The sequence below is a fragment of the Advenella mandrilli genome (assembly GCF_016595155.1).
GTDB lineage: Bacteria > Pseudomonadota > Gammaproteobacteria > Burkholderiales > Burkholderiaceae_B > Advenella > Advenella mandrilli.
The window spans coordinates 116757-139453 of sequence record NZ_JAENGP010000012.1 but is presented as its reverse complement, the minus strand read 5'-3'; the positions used below and the strand labels follow the sequence as shown (position 1 = coordinate 139453).

Annotated in this window: 20 protein-coding genes; 9 read left to right on the top strand and 11 right to left on the bottom strand. The window is 50.6% G+C overall.

From position 1 onward, the window contains the following. Window positions 1–172: IS3 family transposase (locus JHL22_RS11450; RefSeq protein WP_200237477.1), on the top strand; the 172-nt coding region annotated here is incomplete at its 5' end. A 30-nt stretch (window positions 173–202) separates the two neighbouring features. Here the strand turns inward: JHL22_RS11450 and JHL22_RS11445 are convergent. Next, the gene (locus JHL22_RS11445) at window positions 203–466 is read right to left on the bottom strand and encodes a hypothetical protein (RefSeq protein ID WP_200237475.1); all 264 of its coding nucleotides are present in this window, start codon (window positions 464–466) and stop codon (window positions 203–205) included. After that, window positions 457–1359: a LysR family transcriptional regulator gene (locus JHL22_RS11440; RefSeq protein ID WP_200237473.1), complete on the bottom strand. Its 903-nt coding sequence runs from the start codon at window positions 1357–1359 to the stop codon at window positions 457–459. Before JHL22_RS11440 ends, JHL22_RS11445 begins: the two co-directional genes overlap by 10 nt. 191 nt (window positions 1360–1550) lie before the next feature. Here JHL22_RS11440 and JHL22_RS11435 point away from each other — a divergent pair, with 191 nt between their 5' ends. The 3 genes from JHL22_RS11435 (at window position 1551) to gdhA (ending at window position 7232) form a co-directional block, all read left to right on the top strand. Next, window positions 1551–5108, top strand: coding sequence for an indolepyruvate ferredoxin oxidoreductase family protein (locus JHL22_RS11435; RefSeq protein WP_200237471.1), 3558 nt, complete (start codon window positions 1551–1553; stop codon window positions 5106–5108). A gap of 160 nt (window positions 5109–5268) precedes the next feature. Further along, window positions 5269–5679 carry a GlcG/HbpS family heme-binding protein gene (locus JHL22_RS11430; RefSeq protein ID WP_200237463.1) on the top strand — a complete coding sequence of 137 codons (411 nt, stop codon included), beginning with the start codon at window positions 5269–5271 and terminating at the stop codon, window positions 5677–5679. 200 nt (window positions 5680–5879) lie between these two features. Beyond that, complete coding sequence (gene gdhA, locus JHL22_RS11425; RefSeq protein WP_200237460.1) at window positions 5880–7232, top strand: NADP-specific glutamate dehydrogenase; 1353 nt, start codon at window positions 5880–5882, stop codon at window positions 7230–7232. A gap of 211 nt (window positions 7233–7443) precedes the next feature. On the opposite strand, the gene pnp is transcribed toward gdhA, so the two are convergent. Then, window positions 7444–9597, bottom strand: a complete 2154-nt coding sequence (pnp, locus tag JHL22_RS11420; protein ID WP_200237458.1) for a polyribonucleotide nucleotidyltransferase — start codon at window positions 9595–9597, stop codon at window positions 7444–7446. Window positions 9598–9752: 155 nt separating this feature from the next. Continuing rightward, on the bottom strand, window positions 9753–10022 hold the full coding sequence (gene rpsO / locus JHL22_RS11415) for a 30S ribosomal protein S15 (protein WP_200237455.1): 270 nt from the start codon (window positions 10020–10022) through the stop codon (window positions 9753–9755). A gap of 268 nt (window positions 10023–10290) precedes the next feature. Here rpsO and JHL22_RS11410 point away from each other — a divergent pair, with 268 nt between their 5' ends. Further along, a complete protein-coding gene (locus JHL22_RS11410) occupies window positions 10291–10821 on the top strand; it encodes a hypothetical protein (RefSeq protein ID WP_234041251.1) in 531 nt (176 codons plus the stop codon). A 94-nt stretch (window positions 10822–10915) separates the two neighbouring features. On the opposite strand, the gene pssA is transcribed toward JHL22_RS11410, so the two are convergent. The 6 genes from pssA to JHL22_RS11380 all read right to left on the bottom strand — a co-directional run bounded on the left by pssA (window position 10916) and on the right by JHL22_RS11380 (window position 17338). After that, complete coding sequence (pssA, locus tag JHL22_RS11405) at window positions 10916–11680, bottom strand: CDP-diacylglycerol--serine O-phosphatidyltransferase (protein WP_200237452.1); 765 nt, start codon at window positions 11678–11680, stop codon at window positions 10916–10918. A gap of 9 nt (window positions 11681–11689) precedes the next feature. Continuing rightward, window positions 11690–12343, bottom strand: coding sequence for a phosphatidylserine decarboxylase (locus JHL22_RS11400; protein ID WP_200237450.1), 654 nt, complete (start codon window positions 12341–12343; stop codon window positions 11690–11692). A 172-nt stretch (window positions 12344–12515) separates the two neighbouring features. Continuing rightward, on the bottom strand, window positions 12516–13718 hold the full coding sequence (pcaF, locus tag JHL22_RS11395) for a 3-oxoadipyl-CoA thiolase (RefSeq protein WP_200237447.1): 1203 nt from the start codon (window positions 13716–13718) through the stop codon (window positions 12516–12518). A gap of 30 nt (window positions 13719–13748) precedes the next feature. Further along, complete coding sequence (locus tag JHL22_RS11390) at window positions 13749–14384, bottom strand: 3-oxoacid CoA-transferase subunit B (protein WP_200237444.1); 636 nt, start codon at window positions 14382–14384, stop codon at window positions 13749–13751. 13 nt (window positions 14385–14397) lie between these two features. Beyond that, window positions 14398–15078: a 3-oxoacid CoA-transferase subunit A gene (locus JHL22_RS11385; RefSeq protein ID WP_200237442.1), complete on the bottom strand. Its 681-nt coding sequence runs from the start codon at window positions 15076–15078 to the stop codon at window positions 14398–14400. A gap of 169 nt (window positions 15079–15247) precedes the next feature. After that, window positions 15248–17338 carry a 3-hydroxyacyl-CoA dehydrogenase NAD-binding domain-containing protein gene (locus JHL22_RS11380; RefSeq protein WP_200237439.1) on the bottom strand — a complete coding sequence of 697 codons (2091 nt, stop codon included), beginning with the start codon at window positions 17336–17338 and terminating at the stop codon, window positions 15248–15250. A gap of 258 nt (window positions 17339–17596) precedes the next feature. Here JHL22_RS11380 and JHL22_RS11375 point away from each other — a divergent pair, with 258 nt between their 5' ends. From JHL22_RS11375 to JHL22_RS11365, 3 genes are all read left to right on the top strand, one after another. Beyond that, window positions 17597–18790, top strand: a complete 1194-nt coding sequence (locus JHL22_RS11375; protein ID WP_200237436.1) for an acyl-CoA dehydrogenase family protein — start codon at window positions 17597–17599, stop codon at window positions 18788–18790. A 64-nt stretch (window positions 18791–18854) separates the two neighbouring features. Continuing rightward, complete coding sequence (locus tag JHL22_RS11370; RefSeq protein WP_200237433.1) at window positions 18855–20003, top strand: acyl-CoA dehydrogenase family protein; 1149 nt, start codon at window positions 18855–18857, stop codon at window positions 20001–20003. A gap of 22 nt (window positions 20004–20025) precedes the next feature. After that, on the top strand, window positions 20026–20454 hold the full coding sequence (locus JHL22_RS11365; protein ID WP_200237430.1) for a PaaI family thioesterase: 429 nt from the start codon (window positions 20026–20028) through the stop codon (window positions 20452–20454). A 33-nt stretch (window positions 20455–20487) separates the two neighbouring features. Here the strand turns inward: JHL22_RS11365 and JHL22_RS11360 are convergent, their stop codons facing one another. Further along, on the bottom strand, window positions 20488–21315 hold the full coding sequence (locus JHL22_RS11360) for an IclR family transcriptional regulator (protein ID WP_200237428.1): 828 nt from the start codon (window positions 21313–21315) through the stop codon (window positions 20488–20490). Between the two features lie 387 nt (window positions 21316–21702). On the opposite strand from JHL22_RS11360, the gene JHL22_RS11355 reads away from it, so the two are divergent. Beyond that, window positions 21703–22668, top strand: coding sequence for an NAD(P)H-dependent flavin oxidoreductase (locus tag JHL22_RS11355; RefSeq protein ID WP_200237425.1), 966 nt, complete (start codon window positions 21703–21705; stop codon window positions 22666–22668). Window positions 22669–22697 lie beyond the last annotated feature (29 nt).

Genomic DNA, 22697 nt, shown 5'->3' with positions numbered 1-22697 from the left:
CTTCGGTACGCTGAAGTCCGAGTTCTTCCATCTGGAGCGCTTCGATAATATCGAACAGCTGGAGGCTGGGATTGAGGAATACATTCACTACTATAATCACAAGCGTATCAAGCTTAACTTAAATGGTTTGAGTCCGGTACAATACCGAACTCAGGTTTTAGAAGCTGCTTAGTTTTTAACTGTCCAACTTTAGGGGGTCAGTTCACTCCTGCGTGGTAACGCCTGTATCCTGCTCACTCTTTTCCCGCTTTTCGGTATTCAGCCGGTACAGGCTCACGCTCATGGCCAGCAAAAATGAAATAAAAATGGCCAGCATACCGGCAATCAGGAAGTTATCCAGCACAAACCAAAGCGGCAGCCACAGCACCACTGCCACACCCATGGGGGCACTGCCCATGGCAAACAACAGCTTTCCCAGCTTGTTTTTTAATTTTCCCAACTGGCTTTTCAATTTGACTAATGACATGCATACACCAAAAAACGTTTAAAGGCCTGTGCCGTTTCGCATAAAGGCACCGATTTATTCCAGAACATGCCAGCCTCCATCACAGGCACACCGCCTTCAATGGGCACCGCATTAATTCTTTTGCCATCCAGGGACCAGGGCCTATACACCATTTCTGACAGAATCGTTACCCCCAGCCCCTGTGCCACAAACCCGCGTACCGCCTCCATGGAACGGGTTTTCAGCACGATATTGGGCTCAAGCTGGATTTGGCGCCAGAACTGCAGGCCGGACTCTTCGGCATTATCCACCAAAATCAGAATATAAGGGTATGGGGCAATTTCCTGTAGTGTAACCGAAGCACGCATGCCCAACGGGTGTGAAGGCGACACCCACAATTTACGACTCGAGCGCAACAAGACCTGGTGTTCAAACCGATCCATTTCCTTAAGATTAGAAGTTAAACCCACCGCTATATCTATTTCACCGTTTAACACTGCCTGTTCCATCTGGGCCAGCTCCATATCCACCAGGTCAAACTGTATACCCGGATTGGCTTTCTTAAAGCGCAATACCAATTCAGGCAAAAAATAGCCCAGCACGGTATAGGAAGCCGCCACCCGCAACGCACCGGATACACCATGGTTTTGCTGCCCGGGTCGATGCAGGGCCTCATCAAAGGCATCCAGCACAAAACGCACATGGCGGTAAAAATCATGCCCTGCGGCCGTTAAGGCAACCCCATGCCGCAAGCGCTCAAACAGCGTTACCTTCAGGTGAGCCTCCAGGCTGAGTACCGCACTGGTAATGGCTGATTGTGATACGTGCTCTTCGGCCGCCGCCATAGAAAACTGCCCTGTACGGGCCGCCGCCGCAAAATACCGGAACTGCCGGATCGTTACCTGTTTAGACATTTGTTTTTCAGATACCTGTTAATGATATTTTTAATTTTACGATACCCCGTAAAAAAGATAAACTTTGCATCAAGCATCAGTGCAATTCGCTTTTTACCACCACAAGGGGTATTGTATTAATAATACATACAATGCGTTTTTGGCTGATCATTATAGAAATAATTCACAGACAAAGATTCTGGAGACACACAATGAATGCCCCCCTATCCAAAACGGCTCAAGCGGCACTTGATTCCATTACCCTGGATGACAAATACACCCTTGAAAAAGGCCGGGTTTACATGAGCGGAACCCAGGCCCTGGTCAGACTGCCCATGCTTCAAAAAAGCCGGGATCTGAAAGCCGGACTTGATACCGCCGGTTTTATCTCGGGCTACCGGGGCTCTCCGCTGGGTAATGTCGATTTATCCCTGTGGAAAGCACAAAAGCACCTGGATAAAAACGATATTGTTTTCCAGCCTGGTGTCAATGAAGAACTGGCCGCCACCTCTATTTGGGGTTCCCAGCAGCTGAACCTGTTCCCCGACGCCAAAAAACAGGGGATTTTTGCCATGTGGTATGGCAAAGGGCCGGGCCTTGACCGTTCCATGGATGTCTTCAAGCATGCCAATAATGCGGGTACGTCGCAATATGGTGGGGTCTTGCTGATTGCCGGTGATGACCACGCCGCCAAGTCTTCCACCGTGGCCTATCAGTCTGAACACGATTTGCAGGCGGCCGGCATACCGGTACTGTACCCGTCCAACGTGCAGGAATACCTTGATTTTGGTCTTCATGGCTGGGCCATGAGCCGTTATTCGGGCCTGTGGGTCAGTCTGAAATGCGTCACCGATGTGATTGAGTCCAGTTCCTCGGTTGATATTGACCCGGACCGCATCCAGACCGTTATTCCCAGTGATGTTGACATCCCGCCCGGGGGCCTGAACATTCGCTGGCCCGATACCCCGCTTGAGCAGGAGGCACGCCTGAACAACCACAAATGGTATGCCGCCCTGGCCTATGTACGGGCCAACAAGCTGGACAAAGTCGTGATTGACTCACCCAATGCCCGCTTTGGCATTATGACAGCCGGCAAAGCCTATCTTGACGTGCGTCAGGCCCTGTTTGACCTGGGACTGGATGAAAAAACCTGTGCCGCCATTGGCATCCGCCTGTACAAAGTAGGCTGCGTATGGCCCCTTGAAGCACATGGGGCACGCAATTTTGCCCAAGGACTTGATGAAATCCTGGTGGTGGAAGAAAAACGCCAGATCCTGGAATATGCCCTGAAAGAAGAGTTGTATAACTGGCGCGATGACGTGCGCCCCGATGTGTATGGCAAATTTGATGCCCGCGATGATGGTGGCGGTGAGTGGTCGGTGCCGCGTGGCAAATGGCTGTTGCCGCCCAATCATGAGCTGTCGCCATCCATTATTGCCAAGGCCATTGCCAAACGTCTTGCAAAACACCCCTTACCTGAAGACGTCCAGGCCCGCATCAAGGCCCGTATTGCGGTGATTGAAGCCAAGGAAAAAGAAAACCAGCGCCTGTCGGTGGTGGTGGAACGCAAGCCCTGGTTCTGTTCCGGCTGTCCGCACAATACCTCTACCCGGGTGCCTGAAGGCTCGCGTGCCGTGGCCGGCATTGGCTGCCATTACATGACCATCTGGATGGATCGCGACACCGACACCTTCTCGCAAATGGGTGGCGAAGGCGTGGCCTGGATTGGGCAAAAAGCCTTTACCAGGACCAAACATATTTTTGCCAACCTGGGCGATGGCACGTATTTTCATTCCGGCATTCTGGCCATTCGCGCCGCTATTGCCGCCAAGGCCAATATTACCTACAAAATCCTGTACAACGATGCGGTGGCCATGACCGGTGGCCAGCCCATCGATGGTACCTTAACCGTGCCACAAATCAATGACCAGCTGGTGGCCGAAGGCATTACGCGGGTGGTGATTGTGAGCGATGAGCCCGAAAAATACAAGGGCGTGACCATGCAGAAAAATCCGGCTGTTTACCATCGTGACCAATTGGACGAGGTACAAATTGAACTGCGTGATACCGAAGGCACCACGGCACTTATTTATGACCAGACCTGCGCCACCGAAAAACGCCGCCGCCGCAAACGCAACACCTACCCCGACCCGGCCCGTCGTGTTTTCATTAATGAAGCGGTTTGCGAGGGTTGTGGTGATTGCAGCGTGCAATCCAACTGCCTTTCCGTAGAACCGCACGATACCCCCATGGGCACCAAGCGACGTATTAACCAGTCCAGCTGCAACAAGGATTTTACCTGTCTGAAAGGCTTTTGCCCCAGCTTTGTCACGGCCGAAGGTGCCCAGGTGCGCAAGCCGGCCATCAACGTTAGCAATGTGGAAAAGAAAGAAGGCGGTATTCCCCTGCCCGCCGAACTGCGCCTTGAACGCCCCTGTAATATCCTGGTGCCTGGCGTGGGTGGCACCGGTGTGGTCACCATTGGCGCCCTGCTGGGCATGGCGGCCCACCTTGAAGGAAAAGGGGTAAACGCGCTGGATGTAACCGGCCTGGCGCAAAAAGGCGGTGCCGTGGTCAGCCATATCCAGATTGGCAACCACCCTTCCGACCTGCACGCCACCCGCATTGGCATGGGAGAGGCCGACCTGATTATTGCCTGCGATGCGATTGTGGCCGCTTCCAAGGAAATCACGTCAAAAACCCAACACGGTATTACCTTTGCCGCGATCAACAGTGCCAAGTCCCCCACGGCAGAAATGTTCAAAGATCCGAAATGGCGCTACCCCAGCGCTGCCACCACCCACGAATTAACAGAAATTCTGGGCCCGGATCATTGTGAATTCCTGGATGCCAACGGATACGCCGTGATGCTGCTGGGTGATGCCATTTTTGCCAACCCCTTGCTAATGGGCTACGCCTGGCAAAAAGGCAGAATCCCGCTTAAGCTGGAAAACATCCTGCGGGCGATAGAGCTGAATGGCGTTGCCGTACAAAAAAACCTGGATGCCTTCGAATGGGGTCGCTATCTGGCCCATCATGGCACCGCTTCACTGCCACTTAACGGCCAGCAAAGCAAAGAAACCGGCATACAGGTGAATATACCCGAAAGCCTGGACAAACTGATTGCCCGCCTGGAAACCCACCTGACCGCTTACCAGGACCACAAATATGCCCGCCGTTATACCGAAGCGGTAGGCCATATCCGCAAACTGGAACAGGGCCTGGGTGTGGGCTCGCAACAGCTAACCGACGCGGTGGCCCGCAACCTGGCCAAACTCATGAGTTACAAGGATGAATATGAAGTGGCCCGCCTGTATGCCGACCCCGCCTTCCTGAACCGGTTACGCCATGAGTTTGAAGGTGAACCCGGCAAGGATTACCAGCTTCACGTTCACCTGGCACCGCCCACCTTCAGCAAAAAAGACAGCCATGGCCACCTGGTCAAGAAAAAATATGGTCCCTGGATGATGAAGGCATTTGGCCTGCTGCAACATTTCAAAGGCTTGCGCGGCACTAAACTGGATGTGTTTGGCAACACCGAAGAGCGCAAAATGGAGCGGCAGTTAATTAAGGATTACCTGGACATGCTGCGCGATTTTGGTTCAAACCTGAACGAAAACAACCTTGACATTGCCATTACCCTGGCCCGTCTGCCCGATGACATTCGTGGTTATGGTCATATTAAAGAGGATAATATGCGTAAGGCGGCAGCCAAAAAAGAGCGGTTGCTGAAAGATTATGAAGCAGCATCGCTTAGCAAGGTTGCTTAAGCAAAAACGGTTTTACCGGAAAAGGAATTTATTTCCGGTAAAGCCCCCTATAATGCATAGTTAGCCTGGCGCTTGCCAAAACCCAACCGCCCCAACTTGAAAGCCTTCCTGTCATGTACAGGCAAGCCTGCCTTGTTTAACCAAGAGGATAACCATAATCATGAAAACAAAACCTGTACTTGAACACGCCGACGTAAAAAAAATGCTGGCTGCGGCCGTTGCTCATGCCCAAAAAAATAATTGGCCGGTTACCATTGCCATTGTTGATGATGGCGGCCACCTGTTGGGCCTTGAGCGCCTTGACGGTGCCCCTCCTATTTCAGCGCATATTGCCCCCGCCAAGGCTAAAACAGCCGCACTGGGCTGCCGTGAGTCAAAAGGCTATGAAGATGTGATTAATAATGGCCGCACTGCCTTTTTATCGGTTCCCATGCTGGATGGCATGCTTGAAGGGGGTGTTCCGGTGGTTATTAACGGTGCGTTTATTGGTGCGGTAGGTGTGTCGGGCGTAAAATCCAGTGAAGATGCCGATATTGCCAGGGCAGGCATAAATGCCCTGTCACTACCCTAAGTTTCCTGCCTGCACCCGCCCCACACAAGAGCCTTGTTTTTTCTGGATAAGGCTCTTTTTTTGCGACAAAACAAAGCATATCCAAAAAAATATTTTTTTTTCATTACTGCAGCGCACAATTATCAACTATGTCGCGCCATTTCTTTTTATAATAAGTGACAAAATTTATTTATTCTAAAAACTCATATAACACCGCAATCATGTCTTATAAACAACAAACTTTAACCAAACTGCAAAAATCCAGTCCTGGCCAGCCCGAGTTCTATCAGGCGGTCGAAGAAGTCCTGGAATCCCTTGAACCCCTATTTGCAAAAGAAAAGCAATATCTAGAACACAACATTATTGAACGCATCATCGAACCCGAACGTCAAATCATGTTCCGGGTCGCCTGGATCGACGACCAGGGAAAAGTGCAGGTCAACAAAGGTTATCGCATAGAATTCAATTCAGCCATTGGCCCTTATAAAGGCGGCTTGCGGTTTCACCCCAGCGTTTCCAGCGGCATTATTAAATTCCTGGGTTTCGAACAGATTTTCAAAAACTCGCTAACCGGCCTGGCTATTGGCGGTGGTAAGGGCGGCAGCGATTTTGACCCAAAAGGCAAGTCCAATAACGAAATCATGCGTTTTTGCCAGTCTTTCATGAACGAACTGTATCGCCACATTGGCCCTACCACCGACGTTCCCGCTGGTGATATTGGCGTTGGTGCCCGTGAAATTGGTTATATGTTTGGCCAGTACAAACGTCTTACCGGCCGTTACGAAGGCGTTTTCACCGGTAAAAAAATTCCCTGGGGCGGCTCATTGGCCCGCACCGAAGCCACCGGCTACGGCACCGTTTATTTTGCCCAAAACATGCTAACCACCAGTGGTCAGGCCCTTGAAGGTAAAACCTGCGTGGTCTCGGGGGCTGGTAATGTTGCCATTTACACGATAGAAAAACTGTACCAGAACTGCGCCCTGCCGGTTACCTGCAGCGATTCTCGCGGCTTTATTTACCACAAGTCGGGCATCAACCTGGAAACGCTTAAGCAGCTTAAAGAAACTGAATCCGCCTGCCTGTCCAAATATGCCGAGATTCACACCGATGCGGTTTACACCCCGGTTTCCAGCTACCCGGCAGGCCGCAATGCCGTCTGGTCGGTTCCCTGCGAGCTGGCCTTCCCGTGCGCAACGCAAAACGAACTAAATCAGGCTGACGCCCGTGAACTGCTTAAAAACGGCTGTATTCTGGTTGCGGAAGGGGCCAATATGCCCTCTACCCCAGAAGCTGTTGAAGAATTCCTGAATGCAAAAATCATGTATGCACCCGGCAAAGCCGCCAATGCCGGTGGTGTTGCTACCAGCCAGCTTGAAATGGCCCAAAACGCCAGCATGATTCAATGGAGCTTTGACGAGGTGGATGTTCGTTTAAAAACCATCATGAAAAACATCTATGTTACCGCTTCGGAAACCGCCAACGAATTTGGCCAGCCCCACAACCTGGTGCTGGGCGCCAATATTGCAGGCTTCCGCAAAGTTGCCGATGCCATGATTGACCAAGGCGTGGTTTAATAACGGCTACTAAAATCGTGATGAAACTTCGTCTAAACAAAAACGCTATCCTACTGGATAGCGTTTTTTTTATCTACTCGCACGACTGCTTACTGGTTCCCACGCTTCCGCGTGGTAATGCAGACCGTACTACCCGCCCCAGACGTTCTCACGCAGGCGCATGGAAACGAAAAGGACGGAGTAGAACATGGGAAGCACTTGTTAAAGACGCTTATTCAGCATCAGTGGGAGTTTCTGTTGGTGCAACAGAACCTTCCAGGCCCTCAAGGCCACCCAGCGCTTTGGCAGACAGACGCAAACGACCGCGGTCATCGGCTTCAATTACTTTAACCTTAACGGTTTGACCAACAGCAAGTACATCATTGATATTGGCAATACGGTAATTGGCAATTTCAGAAATGTGCAGCAAACCGTCACGACCTGGCAGGATTTGTACAATACCGCCAAAGTCCAGCAAGCGCTGAACAGTACCTTCGTACACCTGGCCAACCTCTACCACAGCGGTTAATTCAGCAATACGGCGCTCGGCTTCTTTAGCCTGCTCAAGATCGGCACTAGAGATAACCACATCGCCTTCATCGCTGATATCAATATGGCAACCGGTTTCTTCGGTAAGGGCACGAATGGTGGCACCACCCTTGCCAATCACGTCACGGATTTTATCCGGGTTGATTTTCATGGTAAGCATGCGCGGTGCAAAGCTGGACAGTTCAGTACGTGAGCCGGTAAGGGCTTCGTTCATTTTACCCAGGATATGCAAGCGGCCTTCACGGGCCTGTGCCAGTGCAACCTGCATGATTTCTTTTGTAATACCCTGGATCTTGATATCCATTTGCAAGGCGGTAATACCGTTTTGGGTACCGGCCACCTTGAAGTCCATATCACCCAGGTGATCTTCGTCGCCCAGGATATCGGTAAGCACGGCAAACTTGCCACCGTCTTTGATAAGACCCATGGCAACACCGGCCACGTGATCCTGTACTGGCACACCAGCGTCCATCATGGCCAAAGAACCACCACAAACGGAAGCCATGGATGAAGAACCGTTGGATTCAGTAATTTCAGAAACTACACGAATGGTGTACTGGAAATCTTCGTGTTTAGGCAAGGTGGGAACCAGCGCACGTTTGGCCAGGCGACCGTGGCCAATTTCACGGCGTTTGGGAGAACCGAAACGGCCGGTTTCGCCAGTGGCAAACGGAGGCATGTTGTAGTGCATCATGAAACGGTCACGGTATTCGCCCATGACGGAATCAATGATTTGTTCGTCTTGCTTGGTACCCAACGTAGCAATAACCAGGGCCTGTGTTTCACCACGGGTAAACAAGGCACTGCCGTGCGTACGGGGCAATACACCCAGACGAACGCTAATAGGACGTACAGTGCGGGTATCGCGGCCGTCGATACGAGGCTCACCATTCAGGATTTGACCACGCACCAGGGCTGATTCCAGATCAAACATGATGTTTTCAACGGCAACGCTATCGGGCGCGTCTTCGTTGCGCTCGGCAGCCTGTGCAACCAGACCTTGCTTGACGCTGGCATACACGTCTTTCAGTTTGGTGGTACGTTCCTGTTTCTGGCGAATGTCGTAAGCGGCTTTAAGGCCTTCACTGGCCAGAGCGGTAACCGCGGCAATAAGCGGTTCATTCTTGGGGGCTGGCTGCCAGTCCCATTCAGGTTTTCCGGCTTCTTCAACCATTTCGTGAATCGCATTGATGGCCACTTGCATTTGTTCGTGACCAAATACCACACCGCCCAGCATGATCTCTTCAGACAACTGTTTGGCTTCTGATTCAACCATTAAAACGGCTTCTTCAGTACCCGCAACAATTAGGTCCATGTCGGATGTTTTCAATTGGGCAGACGTTGGGCTTAACACATACTGCTCATTGATATAGCCTACCCGGGCGGCACCAATGGGGCCATTGAAAGGAATACCAGAAACAGACAAGGCAGCCGAGGCAGCAATCATGGCCAAGACATCGGGATCAATCTCGGGATCTACCGACAGGACATGAATAATAACCTGAACGTCGTTGTAGAAACCTTCAGGGAACAGCGGACGCAATGGGCGGTCGATTAAACGGGAAGTAAGGGTTTCTTTTTCGGAAGGCTTGCCTTCGCGTTTGAAAAAACCACCAGGAATGCGACCGGCCGCATAGGTTTTTTCTACGTAATCAACCGTTAAAGGGAAGAAGTCTTGCCCTGTTTTTGCCTGCTTGGCGGCCACGACAGTGGCCAGCACAACCGTATCACCCATGGATGCCAGAACGGCACCGGATGCTTGGCGGGCGATTTCACCCGTTTCCAAAACGACGGTGTGAGCACCATACTGAAATGACTTAGTCACTTTATTAAACATTTGTATTCCTTACAATAATTATTTGCCCGTTCACTACAAAAATGCACCATGATCCCATGCATTTAAATTTGGCAAATAAACAACAATAAAAAAACCGTGCACAGCACCATAATAGTGCTGTGCACGGTTTTATCCTTGGGCAAAACCCCCGGGAATCACTTACGCAGACCGAGTTTTTCGATAAGAGCGCGGTAAGAGTCAGGGTTACGGCCTTTCAGGTAATCAAGCATTTTGCGGCGACGGCTAACCATGCGCAGCAAACCGCGACGTGAGTGGTGGTCTTTCATGTGTGCTTTGAAATGACCGGTCAACTCGTTGATACGGGCTGTTAACAGGGCAACCTGAACTTCAGGAGAACCTGTATCGCCTTCTTTACGGGCAAATTCTGAAACGATTTCTGATTTTTTGATATCTGATACTGACATAATATATTCCTCTGGAGACATGCGGTAACACTGAGGGGCATTACCGTGAATTACCATGAAAATTGAAAAAATTTATTAAAACTTAATAGTACTAATACTTAATAATACTTGCTATGAAGGCCTGAACCTATACCTGCAATAAACGCACCTTATAATAAATGCATATACTTATGGCTTTTTACAAAACAAAAACAAGTCAAGTGCGTAATTATAGCTTATTCTGCTGAATAATGCCCCGTTTATATTGCGCACCAAAAAGGAAATAAAAATGTTTGCACTAACACAACATAAGCGACAACCCAAGCGGCTAACACCAGTGCTGCTAACCTGCTTGCTACTGACGCTATCGGCCTGCTCTACTTACCGGGACATCCCCCCCAACAGCCCCATTAGCCAGGTTGAAAACCAAATGGGCACACCCAATTACCGCTGCACCTTGCCCGATGGCCGCCAACGGCTGGTCTGGAGCCAACAACCGCAGGGGCAATACGCCTATGGTGCCAATGTAAACCAGCAGGGCAATATAGACAAAGTCCAGTCACTCCTTACCGATAGCCACTTCAGGCGACTGACCGAAGGCCGCTGGACACAAAGCGACGTTGCTTGCGAGTTTGGCCCGCCAGCCGAAATAGACCGGGTTGGCCTGGGTGAAAAAAATGAAGTGGTCTGGACTTACCGCTACAAACAAAACAATGCCTGGAATTCGTTAATGTTTGTGTATTTCGGGCGCAATGGCGATGCCGTCACCCATTATCACTCTGGGCCCGACCTGCGCTATGAACGCTGGTTTAACGATTAGGCAAAAAACCGCCACACCCGTGCAAACAGATGTAGCGGTTTTTCGGGTGGCTGTCAAAACCGGTTTTTTAAAAAAAGTTAAGGCGCCCTAACCGTTACACCGGCGGGTCGTCAGGGTTGCGGCGGTTGTTATAATGCTGGCGAATTTTACGCCAGCGAAAATACCATACCCCCCAACCCGATAATGCATAAATAACAAACAGCCCAAACAGCACAAGGGGCGGGTTAATAGACACAACAGCAAAAACCAGCACCACCGCCAGCATAATGCTGGCCGGTGACAGCTTTTTTTCAAGGGCCAAAGACTTGCCACTAAAAAACGGGGCATTCGTGACCATGGTAATGCCGGTATAGGTGGTAATAACAAAGGCAATCCAGGCCTGGAATTCGTAGTCGGGAATTTTATTATCTACCGACAGCCAGACAAACCCGGCCACCAGCGCAGCGGCTGATGGACTGGGCAAGCCCTGGAAAAAACGGCTATCCACCACCTCTATGTTGGTATTGAAACGGGCCAGCCGGATAGCCGCCCCCGCCACGTAAATAAAGGCGGCAATCCAGCCCCAGCGGCCAATATCCTGCAGCAGGTATTCATACATAACCAAAGCCGGCGCCACACCAAAAGACACCATATCGGACATAGAGTCATATTGCTCGCCAAAAGACGATTGTGTATTGGTCATTCTGGCCACCCGACCATCCATGGCATCCAGGACCATGGCGGCAAAGATGGCAATGGCCGCCACTTCAAACTTGCCATTCATGGCCTGCACAATGGCATAAAATCCGGCAAATAAATTGGCAGTGGTAAAAGCATTGGGCAGCAGGTAAACACTGCGACGGCGGTGAAGATCATTCATGATGTTTTTCTATTCTGCAGGTAAATTGGCCAAGACCGTGCTGGTGGCACTTACTTTATCACCAATAACAACGCTTGGACGGGAACCCAAAGGCAGGTAAACGTCTACCCGGGAACCAAAACGGATAAAACCATAACGCTGGCCGTGTTTAAGCTCGTTACCCTCTTGGGCATAACATAAAATACGCTTGGCAACCAGACCAGCCACCTGCACAGCGGTAACTGTATGTCCGGTGGGCGTTTCAAGCACCATGGCATTGCGTTCATTTTCCAAAGAAGCCTTGTCAAGGGCCGCATTAAAAAACTTGCCAGAAAAATACTGGACTTTTTTAACTGAACCATCTACCGGCGAACGATTGGAATGCACATTAAACACATTCATGAACACACTGATTTTAATGGCATCGCGCTGTGCATAAATATCATACACCTCTTCGACGGCCACAATGCGGCCATCGGCAGGAGACAGCACCAGATTGTCACCATCGGGGGCTACCCGCTGGGGATCGCGAAAAAACTGCAATACAAACAGGGCAATGATCCAGAACGGAATAGAAACCGCAAACGACCAGAGCGAAACGATAAGTGCGGCAACTATTGAGATAGCCAGAAAAGGCCAGCCCTCTTTGGCAATAATAGGATGAGGGTAATGAGGTTTGTTCATTCGTTTTTTTAATCAAGGCAAATAATAATGGCCCATTGTAATAAAAATAGAAGCTTCGCGTACAAACAAAAAACCCAATCCTGCATATAACAGGATTGGGCTTCTTGATTATTGATCACTTATGCTGGCAGACCCTGCCCGTTAACGGGAAAACAGACCTGCCATACCATCATTAAACGCGTTCAATAATAACGGCAGCACCCTGGCCAACACCAATACACATGGTGCACAAGGCATAGCGGCCACCGGTGCGCTGCAACTGGTACATGGCAGTGGTAACCAGACGGGCACCGGATGCACCCAATGGGTGACCCAGGGCAATAGCACCACCATTGGGGTTGACGTGTTCTGCGTCATCGGCCAGGCCCAGGTCGCGGGTAACCGCCAATGCCTGCGCAGCAAACGCCTCGTTCAGCTCGATCACGTCCATTTGCTCAAGGGTTAAACCAGCTTTGTCCAGTACCTTGCGAATAGCCGGTGCAGGACCAAAACCCATGATGCGCGGTGCAACACCGGCGGTTGCCATGGCAACCACACGTGCTTTGGGGGTCAGGCCGTATTTTTTAACCGCTTCATCGGAAGCCAGCAACACAGCGCAAGAACCATCGTTAACACCCGATGCGTTACCGGCAGTAACCGAACCACCCTGACGAACCACCCCTTTCAGTTTGGCCAGTGTTTCGGCAGTGGTCGCACGAGGATGCTCATCGGTATCAACAATTTTGGGATCGGCTTTTTTCTGGGGCACGCTAACCGCGACGATTTCTTCCTTGAAAACACCGTCAGCAATGGCACGGGCGGCACGTTGCTGGCTGCGCAGTGCAAAGGCGTCCTGGTCGTCACGGGAAACCTTGAAGTCATCTGCCACGTTTTCTGCCGTTTCGGGCATGGAGTCAATACCATACTGCTCTTTCATTTTAGGATTGACAAAACGCCAGCCAATGGTGGTGTCTTCAATTTTGGCAGCGCGTGAAAAAGCGGTGTCGGCCTTGCCCATGACGAATGGGGCACGTGACATGCTTTCAACACCACCGGCAATCATCAGATCAACTTCACCCGATTTAATCGCGCGGGCGGCGGTACCAATCGCATCAAGGCTGGATGCGCACAAACGGTTAAGCGTGGCACCAGGCACTTCAACGGGCAAGCCTGCCAGCAAACCGGCCATACGGGCCACGTTGCGGTTATCTTCACCTGCCTGGTTGGCACAACCGTAAATAATATCGTCCAGTTCGGCCCAGTTAACCGAAGGGTTACGTTCTACCAGGGCTTTAATGGGCAATGCAGCCAGATCATCGGTGCGAACGGTAGACAAGCCACCGCCGTAACGACCGATAGGAGTACGGATGGCATCACAAATATATGCATTAGTCATTTTGCTGATTTCCAGAAAAAATAAAAATAATTAGAAAATGAGTGGAGCGCCTGTACGGGCCTGCAAGTCTTCGTCACTGATATTCACCAGTTTCTCGATGACTTTGACACCCTCAGGGGTAATTTCAAGTACCGCTATATCGGTATAAATACGGCTGACCACACCCAGACCGGTGACTGGAAGGGTACATTTTTCAAGAATTTTAGGTGCGCCGTCTTTAGAGTTGTGGTCCATCAGGATGTACACTTTCTTGGCACCCACTGCCAAATCCATGGCACCACCTACTGCCGGTGGCTCACCGGGACGACCCAAAGACCAGTTGGCCAAGTCACCATTAGCCGATACCTGCATGCCACCCATGATACATAAATCAAGGTGACCGCCACGCATAATGGCAAAAGAATCGACGTGATGGAAAAAAGAGCCGCCCGTTAACAGGGTGACCGGCTGTTTACCGGCGTTAATCAGCTCATAATCAACGTCTTCTTCTGCAGGCGTTGGGCCCATGCCCAAAATACCGTTTTCGCTATGCAGCAGCACTTCGTCTTCAGGATTAAGGTAATTGGCCACCAGTACGGGAATGCCAATACCCAGGTTAACGTAGCTGCCAGGAGCAATATCTTTTGCCAGGCGCTCTGCCATTTGCTCGCGTGTGAGTTTTTCCATTTTATTGTTTTCCTTAGCTAGAGATATGAGGATTTTCAACCTGAACCACACGGTTCACGAAAATTCCCGGCGTAATAACATGCTCGGGATCCAGATCACCCAGCTCAACAATTTGCTTGACCTGAACGATGGTTTGCTTGGCAGCCTGACACATGACCGGACCAAAGTTTCGAGCGGCCTTGCGATACACCAGGTTACCCCAGCGATCACCCTTTTCGGCCAAAACAAAAGCAAAATCGCCATGAATGGGATATTCAAACACATAGTGCTGACCGTTTATTTCGCGGGTTTCCTTGCCTTTGGCCAAGTCTGTACCATAGCTGGTACGGGTGTAGAAACCACCCAGACCGGCACCGGCCGCGTGCAGTCGTTCGGCGATGGTACCCTGTGGCACGCATTCCAGTTCAATCTTGCCTGCTTTGTATTTCTCGTTGAATACATTGGAGTTGGATGACTTCGGAAATGAACAGATAATTTTGCGAACCCGGTCCGCCTTGAGTAACGCGGCCAGGCCGGTTTCAAAGTTACCTGCATTGTTGTTGACCACCGTGAGATCCCGTGCTCCCTGGTCGATCAGGGCATGAATCAATTCTGTTGGATGACCTGCTCCACCAAAACCGCCAATTAGAACGGTTGCTCCGTCAAACACGTCCGCGACAGCTTCTTCAACGCTGCCACAAATTTTATTTATCATAATCTAAAGCCTTAAGTTTGCGACTAATGTAAATGTAATCAATCAGCACAAAGACAGCATAAATTTTTACACCGTAGATTTCAATCCTGAATGGCATGTTCACGCCATTCAGGATTTTTAGTTTGTCTTTGAGATCAATAATTTTAACGTATCCCGCCGTATAAATTGCTTATTTCAGGGGCTCGTTGGATTCTGCATGTTTTTCAAGCAGCGGAGAAATCTGCCAGAACCTGGCTTCTGCATCGGAAGCAGCGGCAAACCGCTTGATGGCTCGCACCACATTAAACAGACCAACCTGCTGGGCATAGTGCATGGGGCCGCCACGATGAGCCGGGAAACCATAGCCATTCAGGTAGACAATATCAATATCGGACGCGCGCAGGGCAATGCCCTCTTCCAGAATCTTGGCGCCTTCGTTAACCAGCGCATAAATGCAGCGGCTAACAATTTCCTGATCACTAACGACACGCGGTGTGATACCACGGGCGTCACGGAATTCCTTAACGATGTTTTCAACCACCGGATCAACAATAGGTGTACGGTTACCCGCTTCATACTTGTACCAGCCCGCACCGGTTTTCTGGCCAAAGCGGCCGGCTTCACAAATTCGGTCTGCCACCACCGGCACATAGGCCTCAGGGTTAGCTTCGGCACGACGCTTGCGCACAGCCCAGCCAATATCCAGACCAGCCAAATCACCAACACGGTAGGGGCCCATGGCAAAACCAAAGCTTTCAAGGGCTTTATCGATTTGTGAGGGCGATGCACCCGCCAGCATGGCGTTATCGGCCGCATCACGGTAAGCATACAGCATGCGGTTACCAATGAAGCCGTCACAAACACCAGACACCACCGGTTTCTTGCCAATTTTCTTGGCCAGCACAATAGAAGTGGCCAACACATCCTTGGCGGTTTTGTCGCCACGCACGATTTCAAGCAATTTCATGACGTTGGCGGGACTAAAAAAGTGCAGGCCAATGACATCTTCGGGGCGGCTGGTAAAACCGGCAATCACGTTAAGGTCTAATGTGGACGTATTGGAAGCCAGGATGGCACCTTTTTTCATGACGCGATCCAGCTCTGAAAACACGGCTTTCTTGACATCCATATTTTCAAAAACCGCTTCAATCGCCAGGTCAACATCGGCAAAACCATCATAACTAAGCGTGGTTGACAGCAGTGCCATTCTTTCTTCTACCTGCCCTGCCGTAATACGCCCTTTTTTCATGGTGTTTTCATAGTTGCGGCGAATCGTGGCCACACCACGATCCAGGGCGTCTTGTTTCTGCTCTAGCAGTACCACCGGGATACCCACGTTCAGGAAGTTCATGCTAATGCCGCCACCCATGGTGCCCGCACCAATAACACCCACCTTTTCAACCTTGCGCAGCAGGGTATCGGCCGGTACATCGGGAATCTTGGTAGCGGCACGTTCGGCGCTGAAAATATGGCGCATGGCAGCCGATTCAGGTGAGCTCATGAGTTGCAGGAACAATTCGCGTTCATATTTCAGGCCCTCTTCAAAAGGCATGAAAACACTGGCTTGCACCGCATCCAGGCATTTAAGCGGGGCAATTTGGCCTTTTTTGCCATTTTGCAGTTTTTCACGGGCGGCCTGCAAAATTTCGTTAGCCCCTTCAGGGTTAATGTCAATATCGCGAACACGCTTGAGAGGCAGTTTTTGGGCAACCACTTCTTTGGCAAAGTCAATGGCAGCACCAACTACGTCAGTTTCAACCACTTTATCCAGCAAGGCGGTGTCGGCCAATGCCTTGGCCTTGATGATTTGACCGGTGGTAATCATGTGCAAGGCTTTTTCCAGCCCGGCAACACGCGGCAGGCGTTGTGTGCCACCCGCGCCAGGCAACAAGCCCAGCTTCACTTCGGGCAGGCCGATTTGCGCATGAGCGGCGGCAACACGGTAATCGGCACCCAGGGCCAGCTCTAGGCCTCCGCCCAGACAAACACCGTCTATAGCCGCTACTACCGGCTTGGTGACATTTTCAAGTACTTCAATAACCACGCGCAGAATGGGCTGCTGAAAAACCCGTGGGGTACCAAATTCGGTAACATCGGCACCGCCTGAAAACGCGCGCGCCGAACCGGTAATCACAATGGCATCCACACCACTGTCCGCTTCGGCCTGGTCAACAAAAACAACCAGGCTTTTCCTGAGCGCGTAGCTCAGGCCATTCACGGGAGGGTTCTGAAACGTAATTAAAGCGATACGATCTTTAATGTCATAAGTTGCGTGACTCATTCTTAATCTGGCTCCAAAGGGTTATGTAAACTACTTGGCAAATTAATAATTCCGCAATGCGGAAATAATAGATGCTAATAATAATACACCATATTATTCAGCAAAACCCTTATTCTTTATGCTGTGATTGTTAAAACACAATGCTTTTAATGAAAGCGAATTCGCGGTATGATAATTCCATTTTCAATAATATAGTTTTGCTATGCAGAATTTTAAAGCGTTTATTAAAGCTTTAATAAATACAACCGGGATCTAACTATGGATATCAATTTCAATGCGGAACAGCTCGCGTTCCGGGAAGAAGTCAGGACATTCCTGAAAAACAATGTCAGTGACAGCATCAGAACAAAAATTTTCAATTGCGAACCGTTAGGCAAACAGGAACGGGTGGAATGGCAAAAAACATTGTTCCGCCAGGGATGGGGTGCGCCCGCCTGGCCGGTTGAATATGGCGGCACTGGTTGGGATGCCGTGCAACGTCATATTTTTGAAGAAGAATGTGCCACTTATGGCGCTCCCGAACAGCTGTCGTTTGGCCTGAAAATGGTGGCGCCGGTTATCCAGAAATATGCCTCACAGGAAATCAAGGACCGTTTCCTGCCCCGCATTATTTCAGGCGAAGACTGGTGGTGCCAGGGATACTCCGAACCCGGTGCCGGCTCGGACCTGGCCTCTGTGAAAACCACTGCCGTGCGCGATGGCGATCACTATATCGTGAATGGCCAAAAAACCTGGACCACCCTGGCCCAGCACGCCGACTGGATTTTCTGCCTGGTTCGCACCGATCCTGAAGTACGCAAGCAGGCCGGCATTTCCTTTTTACTCATCGACATGAAAACCCCCGGCATTACCGTACGCCCCATCATCATGCTGGATGACGGACACGAAGTGAACGAAGTGTGGTTTGAAAATGTACGGGTACCGGTATCCAATTTAGTGGGTGAAGAAAACCTAGGCTGGACTTACGCCAAGTTCCTGCTGGGTCATGAACGCACCAACATTGCCCGGGTTGGCCGCTCCAAAGCCGCGCTGGCCCGTGTTAAGGAAATGGCTCGCAAACAGCCGGGCAATAATGGCAAACCGCTTATTGAAGACCCCCGCTTTCGTGACCGTCTGGCCCACATTGAACTGGACCTGATGGCGCTGGAAATTACCAACCTGAAGGTGGTCTCGGCCGATGGCAAGCAACACACCCCCGGCCCCGAGGCATCCATCCTGAAAGTGAAAGGCTCTGAAATCCAGCAGGATATTGCCGAACTAGCCTCGCTGGCCTTGGGCAATTATGCACCCGCTCACCTTATGGATTCTTCCCATGAGGATATCAGCCATGCATTCCCGGCTGATTTCTATCATTTAACGGGAAATGCATTCAACGTGCGCAAAACAACCATTTATGGCGGTTCAAGTGAAGTACAGAAATCCATTATTTGCCGAATGATTCTTGGCCTGTAAGGCACAAGCGGCAATATTGACCCTATTTACCTGAACTTAGTAAACGAATATCTGGAGCTTTTCCATGGATTTTAATTTCACCGAAGAACAGCTGGCGCTGGAAGATACCATTAGCCGGTTTATTAATAAAGACTATGCGTTTGAAGCAAGAAGAAAGCTGGCTGCCAGTGAAGAGGCCTATGACCGCAATGCCTGGAATACCTACGCCGAGCTGGGTATTTTGGCCCTGCCTTTTCATGAAGACCTGGGTGGTCTGAACGGTACACCACTGGATACATATCTGGTCATGAAAGCGCTGGCTCCCGGCTTGATTTTAGAGCCTTATGTCAGCACCGTAGTGCTTTCAGGCGGTCTGATTAACGCGTTGGGTACGGCAGAGCAAAAAGAAACACTCATTGCCGGAATTGCCGACGGCTCTGCCACGTATGCCTTTGGCCATTACGAACCCGACTTCCGTTACCTGGAAAAAATGGTGTCCACCAGCGCCACAAAATCGGCCAACGGTTGGGTACTTAGCGGACAAAAAGCCATGGCCATCGACGCCCCCAGTGCCAACCAGCTTTTGGTATCAGCCCGCACCAGTGGTGCAACCGGCGATGAGGAAGGCATTAGCGTTTTCCTGCTAGACCCGGCTACCCCCGGCGTAACGCTGAAAACCTACAAAACCCACGATGGCCATTATGCCGCTGATATCGTGCTGGACAATGCCGAAGTGCCTGCCAGCGCCCTGCTTGGTGAAGAAGGCAAGGCCCTGCCCGCGATTATGGATGCAATTGCCCAAACCAACGTGGCCTTGTGCGCCGAACTGGTTGGGTTAATTAAAGCTTTGAATGATGCCACCCTTGAGTATTTAAAAACCCGCAAGCAGTTTGGCGTGGCGATTGGCACGTTCCAGGCTTTGCAACACCGCATGGCTGATATGGCGATTGCCGCCGAGCAGGCAAACTCAATGGCACTGCTGGCCGCGATCGAGATGCAAAACGGAAATTTACCACACCGGATAATGAAGGCATCTGGTGCGAAGGCTTATATAGGCAATCTGGCCCGCAAGGTTAGCCAGGAAGCGGTGCAGATGCACGGTGGCATGGGGGTTACCGATGAGCTGAATGTGGCGCATTTTTTCAAGCGTGTGAATTTGATTAACACGATGTTTGGCGATCACGATTTCCATATGCAACGCTATAGTGATATGCTTGACGTCCCTTTAAATTAATTTTTTAAATACTAATAAAACCATGAGCAATCACGATATTCCCAGTGGGTTCCGTTTGTTAAACCGGAACAGCCCGTTTTCAGATTTAACGGGCCCTTATTATGAGCAGGTTGATGAGAATGGCAAGCATACTGTTTTAGGTATCCGCCTGACTAATGAGCATTTGAATAAGATCGGGGTAGCCCATGGTGGCACGATGATGACGATTGCCGATAATGCATTCGGCGATGCGATTCTGGCCCATTACGACCATCCGGTGGCTTTTGTGACGGTAACACTCAACAGCGAGTTTCTGTCAGCGGCCAAGGCCGGCGATTGGGTAGAGGCGCGGGTTAACATTCATCGTGCCGGCAAACGGATGATTTTTGCGGGCTGTGCGCTCACGGTTGAGGGCAAGCATGTTTTCAATGCAAGCGGGGTATTTTCGCTGATTGAAAAGCGCCAAGCTTAAACCGCCCATCCCCTCGTTCCACGCAGGGGCCCCCTACACCTGCCCCATGGATTCTTTCAGACGGTGTACGACTCCCTGCAAACGTGGACGAACCTCTTCAAGTAAGAAGTCAGCAGACAAGCTGAAAGACGGGCCACCGCAACTAAGCGACATGATCGGGTAATTAGGGCCCAAATTAACCCCAACAGCAATCGCATTCACGTCTTTTAACCAATCGCCAAAAGAACAGGTGCATCCCAGGCGCTCATAGTCTTGCATCGCCTGATTAATGCCTTCAATAATCGCTTCGCTTGACTGCTCATCCAGTTCCCGCACACGCTCTATAATTTCATTGCGCTCGGCCTGGCTGGCTTCGGCCAAATACGCCCTTCCCATGGATGAAGTAGCTATTGGAATGCGAGCCCCCACATCAAGGCTTAACGTAAGGGCTGAACGGCTGCGGCAATTTTCTATATACAGCATCGAAAGCCGGTCACGGGCCCCCAGCGTTACCATGCCCTGGGAAAAATCAGCCACCTCTTGCATCAGCGGACGGGCCAGCTGACGAATATCCAGCTTGGCCAGCATACCTACCCCCAGCGACAGGGTTGCCATGCCCAGACGGTATTTACCGCTGGTTTCATCATGATTTAAATAACCCAGTTTAACAAGCGTGGACGTAAGCCGTGAAATCGTTGACTTGGGCAAACCGCATCGTTGGGCAATTTCCTGGTTGCTAAGCACCTTGTTACCCGAACGGAAACAGGCCAGGACTTCAAGGCCACGGGCCAGGGCAGTCACGAAATGGCGGTCATCTTTGTATTTTTGTATAACCGAATCAGTCAGGCTAACTGAGCTGTTGGAAAGTTTGGATAATGTCATGTTCTTTTATTTATAGTCAGGATCTTTTATTTAGTTTTCATCAGAAAATAATAGGCCTTGGCAAATACAGAAAGAAAGCCTTCGCCTTCCCCCTACTGCCAAGGCCTGTCATTTTCCATGAATGCTACCATACCAGATCAATAATGAAAATATATTTTGCCATGCAGAATACAGGGTATTTACACCAAAATATTTTACACTCGCCTTCAACTTCATCCCATCCGATTAAGGCATTCACCAAATCTGATTAGCACAGCGCCAGGTTAGCCGTTAAAATCAGTGCTTGGAATAGCGTATTGAAACAGGCCAGGCGCTTGATAAGCTATTTTTCCACCCCCTATTCTATACCGCATAGCAAAACAACAACTTAATTCAGAGGCAGACACAATGGCAAACCCTATCGTTGAAAAACTTCACCAGCAAATGACACTACCCGTTATTTGCTCACCCATGTTCATCGTTTCAAGCCCCACACTGGTTATTGAACAATGTAAAAGTGGTGTTATTGGGTCTATGCCTGCCTTAAATGCCCGGCCTTCAGAGCTGCTTGATGACTGGCTGGCCCAAATCAGTGAAACCCTTGACGATGTGCGCGCCAAAGAACCCGGGCGCAAAGTGGCGCCTTACGCGATCAACCAAATCATTCACGCGTCTAATGACCGGCTTGATAACGACATGCAAACCTGCGCCAAGCATAAGGTTCCCATGATCATTACCAGCCTGCGCGCCCCCGATGACATCGTTAAGCACGCGCATGAATGGGGTGGCCTGGTTTTCCATGACGTAACCACCATTCGCCATGCAGAAAAAGCCCTGGAAGCCGGAGTTGACGGTCTTATCCTGGTGGCCAGCGGTGCGGGCGGGCATGCCGGCAAATTAAGTCCTTTTGCCATTTTGCCCGAAGTTCGCAAGTTCTTTGATGGCCCGATAGCGCTTTCAGGCTCTATTACCAATGGCAGCAGTATTCTGGCCGCCCGTGCCCTGGGGGCAGACTTTGCTTATATTGGCACCCGCTTTATTGCCAGCCACGAGGCCAATGCCGATGAGCGCTACAAAAAAATGATTGTGGAATCTTCGGCCAAGGATATTTTGTATACCCCGTTTTTTACCGGCATTCCGGGCAACTACCTGACCCCCAGCATTATTGCGTCGGGCCTGAACCCCGAAAATCTGACTGAAGAAGAAAAACTGGCGACCAATTTTGGCTCCACCCGGGTCAAGCCCTGGAAAGATATTTGGGGTGCCGGCCAGGGTGTGGGCAGTATTAACTCGGTTGAAAGCACGGCCGATATTGTTAACAATATGAAGCAAGAATATAATGCCGCCCGTCAGCGCATCATGGCAGAACTCTAGTATTTATGTGTACCCTGATCACAAAACTG

Bases quoted from the DNA above. Each gene is read 5' to 3' on its own strand.
- JHL22_RS11370 (WP_200237433.1), top strand. From the start codon at position 18,855: ATGGATTTTAATTTCACCGAAGAACAGCTGGCGCTGGAAGATACCATT.
- JHL22_RS11400 (WP_200237450.1), bottom strand. From the start codon at position 12,343: ATGAACAAACCTCATTACCCTCATCCTATTATTGCCAAAGAGGGCTGG.
- JHL22_RS11365 (WP_200237430.1), top strand. From the start codon at position 20,026: ATGAGCAATCACGATATTCCCAGTGGGTTCCGTTTGTTAAACCGGAAC.
- JHL22_RS11375 (WP_200237436.1), top strand. From the start codon at position 17,597: ATGGATATCAATTTCAATGCGGAACAGCTCGCGTTCCGGGAAGAAGTC.
- rpsO (WP_200237455.1), bottom strand. From the start codon at position 10,022: ATGTCAGTATCAGATATCAAAAAATCAGAAATCGTTTCAGAATTTGCC.
- JHL22_RS11410 (WP_234041251.1), top strand. From the start codon at position 10,291: ATGTTTGCACTAACACAACATAAGCGACAACCCAAGCGGCTAACACCA.
- pnp (WP_200237458.1), bottom strand. From the start codon at position 9,597: ATGTTTAATAAAGTGACTAAGTCATTTCAGTATGGTGCTCACACCGTC.
- JHL22_RS11440 (WP_200237473.1), bottom strand. From the start codon at position 1,359: ATGTCTAAACAGGTAACGATCCGGCAGTTCCGGTATTTTGCGGCGGCG.
- JHL22_RS11380 (WP_200237439.1), bottom strand. From the start codon at position 17,338: ATGAGTCACGCAACTTATGACATTAAAGATCGTATCGCTTTAATTACG.
- gdhA (WP_200237460.1), top strand. From the start codon at position 5,880: ATGTCTTATAAACAACAAACTTTAACCAAACTGCAAAAATCCAGTCCT.
- JHL22_RS11390 (WP_200237444.1), bottom strand. From the start codon at position 14,384: ATGGAAAAACTCACACGCGAGCAAATGGCAGAGCGCCTGGCAAAAGAT.
- pssA (WP_200237452.1), bottom strand. From the start codon at position 11,680: ATGAATGATCTTCACCGCCGTCGCAGTGTTTACCTGCTGCCCAATGCT.
- JHL22_RS11435 (WP_200237471.1), top strand. From the start codon at position 1,551: ATGAATGCCCCCCTATCCAAAACGGCTCAAGCGGCACTTGATTCCATT.
- JHL22_RS11385 (WP_200237442.1), bottom strand. From the start codon at position 15,078: ATGATAAATAAAATTTGTGGCAGCGTTGAAGAAGCTGTCGCGGACGTG.
- pcaF (WP_200237447.1), bottom strand. From the start codon at position 13,718: ATGACTAATGCATATATTTGTGATGCCATCCGTACTCCTATCGGTCGT.
- JHL22_RS11355 (WP_200237425.1), top strand. From the start codon at position 21,703: ATGGCAAACCCTATCGTTGAAAAACTTCACCAGCAAATGACACTACCC.
- JHL22_RS11445 (WP_200237475.1), bottom strand. From the start codon at position 466: ATGTCATTAGTCAAATTGAAAAGCCAGTTGGGAAAATTAAAAAACAAG.
- JHL22_RS11360 (WP_200237428.1), bottom strand. From the start codon at position 21,315: ATGACATTATCCAAACTTTCCAACAGCTCAGTTAGCCTGACTGATTCG.
- JHL22_RS11430 (WP_200237463.1), top strand. From the start codon at position 5,269: ATGAAAACAAAACCTGTACTTGAACACGCCGACGTAAAAAAAATGCTG.